This is a genomic window from Streptomyces sp. NPDC004561, from assembly GCF_053602155.1.
In genome coordinates, this window is sequence record NZ_JBSGDB010000554.1 from 1 (window position 1) to 5340 (window position 5340).

The 5340-nt window shown below is 69.1% G+C and carries 4 protein-coding genes, 1 tRNA gene and 1 pseudogene; 3 read left to right on the forward strand and 3 right to left on the reverse strand.

Translation table 11 applies throughout. From position 1 onward, the window contains the following. A partial coding sequence (locus tag ACWEN3_RS40515) for an RNA-guided endonuclease InsQ/TnpB family protein (protein ID WP_452981952.1) occupies nucleotides 1-692 on the forward strand: 692 nt, incomplete at its 5' end. 243 nt (nucleotides 693-935) lie between these two features. Here ACWEN3_RS40515 and ACWEN3_RS40520 read toward each other — a convergent pair. From ACWEN3_RS40520 to ACWEN3_RS40530, 3 genes are all read right to left on the reverse strand, one after another. Then, nucleotides 936-2054 (reverse strand): alkaline phosphatase family protein, encoded by a 1119-nt coding sequence (locus ACWEN3_RS40520; RefSeq protein WP_452981955.1) that lies wholly within the window; start codon nucleotides 2052-2054, stop codon nucleotides 936-938. After that, complete coding sequence (locus ACWEN3_RS40525; protein WP_452981958.1) at nucleotides 2051-3340, reverse strand: alkaline phosphatase family protein; 1290 nt, start codon at nucleotides 3338-3340, stop codon at nucleotides 2051-2053. Before ACWEN3_RS40525 ends, ACWEN3_RS40520 begins: the two co-directional genes overlap by 4 nt. A 263-nt stretch (nucleotides 3341-3603) precedes the next feature. Then, nucleotides 3604-3903, reverse strand: a complete 300-nt coding sequence (locus ACWEN3_RS40530; RefSeq protein ID WP_452981961.1) for a hypothetical protein — start codon at nucleotides 3901-3903, stop codon at nucleotides 3604-3606. 668 nt (nucleotides 3904-4571) lie between these two features. On the opposite strand from ACWEN3_RS40530, the gene ACWEN3_RS40535 reads away from it, so the two are divergent. Next, nucleotides 4572-4647, forward strand: a tRNA-Arg gene (locus ACWEN3_RS40535). 64 nt (nucleotides 4648-4711) lie between these two features. Further along, nucleotides 4712-5340 (forward strand): annotated as a pseudogene (locus ACWEN3_RS40540) (gala protein); the annotation flags it as partial.

The following is a 5340-nucleotide window of genomic DNA, read 5'->3' on the forward strand; positions in this document are numbered from 1 at the left end:
ATCTGATCCTGACCGCCGAGCAGGCCCAGCCCGAGCCGCTGGAGCCGACCGGCGCGGTGGTCGGCATCGATATGGGCATAGCCAACTTCCTCGCCGACTCGGGCGGCGGGTTCGTTGAGAACCCCCGCCACGGGGCGAAATCCGCCGCGAAGCTCCAAGCCGCGCAGCAGGCGCTCTCCCGGTGCAAGCGCGGTTCGAAGCGGCGTCGCAAGGCCGTGGAGAGGGTGGCCCGGCTGCACCGCAAGGTCCGCCACCGGCGCCTGGACCACGCCCACAAGACCGCCCTCAACCTGGTGCGGGAGTACGACTTCATCGCGCACGAAGACCTCAAGATCCGCAACATGCGCCGGGCCCCCGCCCCCAAGCCGGACCCCGACCAGCCGGGCCGTTTCCTGCCCAACGGGGCCGGCGCGAAGGCCGGGCTCAATCGCTCGATCGCCGATGCCGGATGGGGGGTGTTCCTCGCGATCCTCACCGCCAAGGCAGCATGCGCCGGACGGGAAGTGATGGCCGTGGATCCCCGCAACACCTCCCGGCGGTGCCCCGGATGCGGGCACACCGCCCAGGAGAACCGGCCCACACAGGAAACCTTCCACTGCATCTCGTGCGGCCACCACGCGCACGCGGACACCGTGGGCGCTGTCAACGTTCTACGGGCCGGGCTGGCCCGTCGCGAAGCCCAACCGGCCTAGCGAGAAGCCCCCTCATTTATGAGGGGGAGGAGTCACATCGCCGTGCTCAGCGATGCCCTGGCCCAGATCTCCGGATCGTCGGCCGCGAAGATCCTGATCCGGGTGGACGGGGCCGGGGCTCGACCCGGCTTGCCTCCTCGACGAGGCCGGACAACCCGACATGGCGGAGCAATGCGCGTGGAGGGCCGTCGGGAAAACTCCGCGCGTCCGTGAGGGTGGGAGCCACCACAGGAGGCCGGGCCGTCAGGTCCCCGCGTTGAACACGTCGGTGCCGAACCGGCTCAGGCCCTTCTGCCCGGCGTAGCCCAGGTACGGCAGTCCGAACCGGTCCTCGATGCTGGCCAGCAGCGAGTAGTGGTTGTACGGCGTCGTACTCCAGGTGCCGCCCTTGGTGAAGGGAGACAGCACGAGCGCCCCCGTACGGCCGCCGCCGAGGCCGGCGATGCCGGGCAGCGGTGTGTTCGGGGCCGGACTCTCGCCGCAGCAGGCGCTCGCGTCCGCCTGCGGGCCGTCGGACTCGTCGAAGGTGATCACCAGCATGCCGTCCTTCTTGAAGGCCGGGGACGAGGTGATGACCGGAACCCATTGCTTCAGCCAGGCGTCGGCGGAGACCAGCCCGCCCGGACGGCCGTCCACGCACGGGGAGTCGTGGCCGTCGTCGCACAGGTTGGGCGTGATGTAGCTCAGGTCGGGGGTTGTGGTGGTGCTCCGCAGGTCGGTGCTGAGCGCCGAGAGGTCGACGACGTGCTCGGCACAACTTTCCGGCTGGTCGATGATCGAGTGGAAGTACATGAACGGGTTGTGGCGCGTGGCGTACTCGTCGCCGGTCCTGGCCTTCTGGGTGTCGTCCACCGCGCCGACCGCGGGGTGATGGCACGGGGTGCCCATGTCCTCCATGTACCCCTTCCAGGTGTGTCCCGAGGCGCCCATCTGGTCGGCCAGCGTCTGCACGCCGGACGGGTAGACGCAGCCCTGGCCGACGGCCTGGCCGGGGGAGACGGTTCCGGCCTGGACGAAGGGCGCGAAGATCTGGCAGTCGGACTGGGTGTCCGGGTTCGGGGCCTGTCCGGAGACCTGCGCGATGTAGTTGCCCAGGCTGTTGTGGCCGATGCCGTAGTACTGCGACAGCAGCACGCCCTGGGATCGCAGCGTCTGGCTCAGGTACGGCGCCTTGGAGCCGGCTCCCCAGGTCTCGTCGTACCCCTTGTTCTCCAGGTTGATCACGAAGACGTGGTGCGGGTCCGCGGCGGGCGCGGCCTCGGCCTGCAGCGCCAGCAGCGTGCCGCCGCCCGCCATGAGGGTGATGAAGGCGGCGGCGAGGATCATCAGACGGCGCCTGCCGCGCAGGAGACGGTGCTTCATGACGAGGGGAGCTTCCATCCGAGGGAGAGGGCGAGGTCGCGCAGCGCGTGCCACTGCTCGTAGTCGGGGAGTACGGCGGGCGGGCAGGGCAGTCCGACGACGCCGGGCACCGACCACTGCGGGGCGTCGGTGTTCGGCGGGTTGGTGAAGTCGAGCACCTCGACGATGTTGTTCGCCGCGGCGTCCCGGGGCGTGAGGGCGGGCAGGTCCCAGCGCCACTCCATGGCCTTGAGGACCGAGGCGTGGTCGTACACGCCGTGCGCGACATGGCCGCGCTTCGCCCGCGGGGAGATCACCAGGCACGGGGTGCGGAAGCCGCGCAGGCCCCAGTCGGGCTGGGCGTCGGGGGCGGTGGTGGGGGCCACGTGGTCGAAGAAGCCGCCCCACTCGTCGTAGTTGACGACCAGGAGGGTCCGCTCCCAGGCGGGGCCCGTGGTGACGGCGTGGTAGACCTCGTTGAGGAAGTGCTGGCCGGCGCGGATGTCGGCGTGCGGGTGGTCGTCGGCGGAGGTGCCGCTGCCCTCGTCGAGGAACTTGGGGTCGACGAAGGAGACCTGGGGCAGGGCGCCGGCGGCGCAGTCGGCCAGGAACTCGGTGTACGGGTGCGAGATGCCGATGTGCTTGGTGCCCCACAGCACCGTGAACGGTACGTCGGAGAAGTAGTACTTGCCCTGCAGACCTGCGTCGGCGAGACGGTCCCAGATGGTGGGGAGCGTCGATATGTCCGTGGAGTTGCGGATGCGGTCGGTCTGCGCGGCGTGCTGGTAGAAGCGGTTGGGGTACGTCTCGGCCATGATCGCCGAGAAGTAGCGGTCGCAGACCGTCCAGGCGGGCGCGGCCTTGCCGTAGAAGTCGAGGTCCTCCGGCAGGTAGTAGCCGATCGAGAACACGTCGTTCGTCCCGGCGCGCAGCCAGCCGTCGCAGGCGCCGTCGTTGTACTCGATCCGGCCGCCCTCGTAGCTGTGGTCGGGGTCGTTGTACCGGCAGCCCTGGGCGGTGTCCAAGTGGTGAGTGGAGTGGGTGACGCCGTCGCGATCGGTGTATGTCAGTCCGGCCTGCTTGCCGTCGGCGCCGGGCAGCCAGCCCAGGTAGTGGTCGAAGGAACGGTTCTCCATCATCACGACCACGATGTGGTCGATGCCGGAGTCCCACGGTGCGGGGAGGGAGGGCGCTTGCCGCGTGGAGGGGAAGGTCTGACCGGCGTCAGCCAGCCCTTCCGTGACGAGGGGCGCGGTTGCCGTCGCGGCTGCGGCTCCGATGATCAGTCGTCTGCGGGAGATGCTCACAGGCTTTCTTATAGCCGCCGGATATACCGGAGAGTAATGATCCACTTCATGTTTCCATGGAAGTTTACCGAGCGTTCTGTGGGCCGCCATCAACCTCTACTCGAAGCGGCGGGTTTCTCCACGACGGAGCGGCCAACCGGACCGATGGCTACCCCCAGGCGGTGACCGGCTGGGGCCACAACAACGTCGGCATCATGTACGGACCGACGGCCCCAATGGCGGTGTCCGCTGCAACGTGCGGATCGCCAAGACGGACATCAGCGTCACCGGCGCCGTCGGCGCCGGGCGAGCGCGGGCAGCAGGATGCACCGTGGTGTCAGTCGCATCAGGCGCCTGGCGATGCGCATGGGCCGTCCGGCGACGACCACGCCTCGGTCGGCATCGAGCGCGTCGAGGTCGACCCGCGCCACCTCACGGGACGGCATGTACAAGAACGGCGGATAGCCGTCGCTGTCCAGGCCGGCGGACTGGACGAACTCGGTGTGCACCGGACCAGGGCACAGCACGGCGACCGTGACGCCCGTGCCCGCCAGCCCTGCGCGCACTGCGGTGACGAATACCACGGCTGGGAAAGCTGCTGGGCCCTTGAAGCCAGGCCGGCCTCCGCAGATTCACAGGAGGGCTACGAGTGGCGCAACGTGACGCGGTACGACAGTGAAGATGCCGCTCGGGCCGCCGCCTTGAAGCACGCCCGGTGCGGGGCTCGCGGATGCTTCGCCCGGGGACGCGGTACAGGTCTCGCCCGGCTGTCGGAGCAGGTCCTCAAGGATCTGGATGATCCGAACTGGCTAGCGCGACATGACCTGCCAGCCAAGGACTGAGATCTCAACGCTATTCGGAACCGTGGCTTCGAAGACGAGCACCCGGACCTCGGCTCTTCCTCTTTCCGCTTCCGGGGCTGCCACTTGCTGCCTGCGGGGATGGAAACGGAGACAGCAGACCGTCTTGTCCCTCCGGAGGAGCGTGGCGCAGTCTTTCGCGCGGAGACCGCCCTGCTGGCAGAGCCCTACGCACGACCTGCAAAAGGGCAGGCCTGGTACGGGGCTACCCCTGGGGCTTTGCGTCCCAGGTCCAGACGGAATCGACCAACGGCAGCATCTCCCGGCCCCATTGCCCATGTCTCCTGCCTGCTCACCGTTGCCTCAGCCTGCCACGCCGCCGGTCGGGTGCGGGCACGGGTGCGGCCCCGTGATCGAACATGTCTGCGACAGCCGTTATGCTCACGAGCGGCAAGGCCGTAGCGCAGAGGTCGTCGCGCCCTAGCTGCGAGCTGGAGGACGTCGGTTCGAATCCGACCGGCCTTGCCACCCTTGCGATTCCGCCGTCCGCCCCGTACCGGAGCGTCGGCCAGGACGGACCGGTGGAGTGGTGATGACGCAGCCGACACCCGTACGCTGCCCTGCTGTTGAGTATCCGGACTTTCCGCTCGCCGAACCGGTGCGACTCGATCAGCTCCTCATCCGGCTGGAGTCGCCGCTCCCCGTCGCCGCGGACGAGACGTTTCCGCTCGGCACTGTGCGTGCGGACGGGCGGATCGATCTGTGCAAGCAGGGACTTGGGGCGGCCGGTGTCACCAAGTTGCTGCCCGTGGCCGCCGCTTCGCCGCACGCAGTTCACCTGCTTCTGGGAACGAACGCCATCGGGGACCGCGGCGCCCGTACCGTCGCCGGTGCCCTCGAGCCTGGGCACGGGTTGCGCACGCTTTACCTCGGCTGCAACCGGATCGGTCCGGACGGCGTCATGGCCCTCGCTGAGGCGCTGGCCTCGGACGAAACGGTCCACGCCCTGTGGCTCAAGCGCAACCCGGCCGGTGACGACGGTGTCCGCGCCTTGGCCGCGATGCTCCGCACCAACTCCACGCTACGTACCCTCGACCTGGTCAACACGGGGATCGGCCCCGACGGACTGCGCGCCCTCTTGGAGGCCCTGACGGGACGCTCCCGTCCCCTGGAGCGGTTGTTCCTCGGCGGCAACGGGCTCACCGCCGAGGCCGCTCCGCT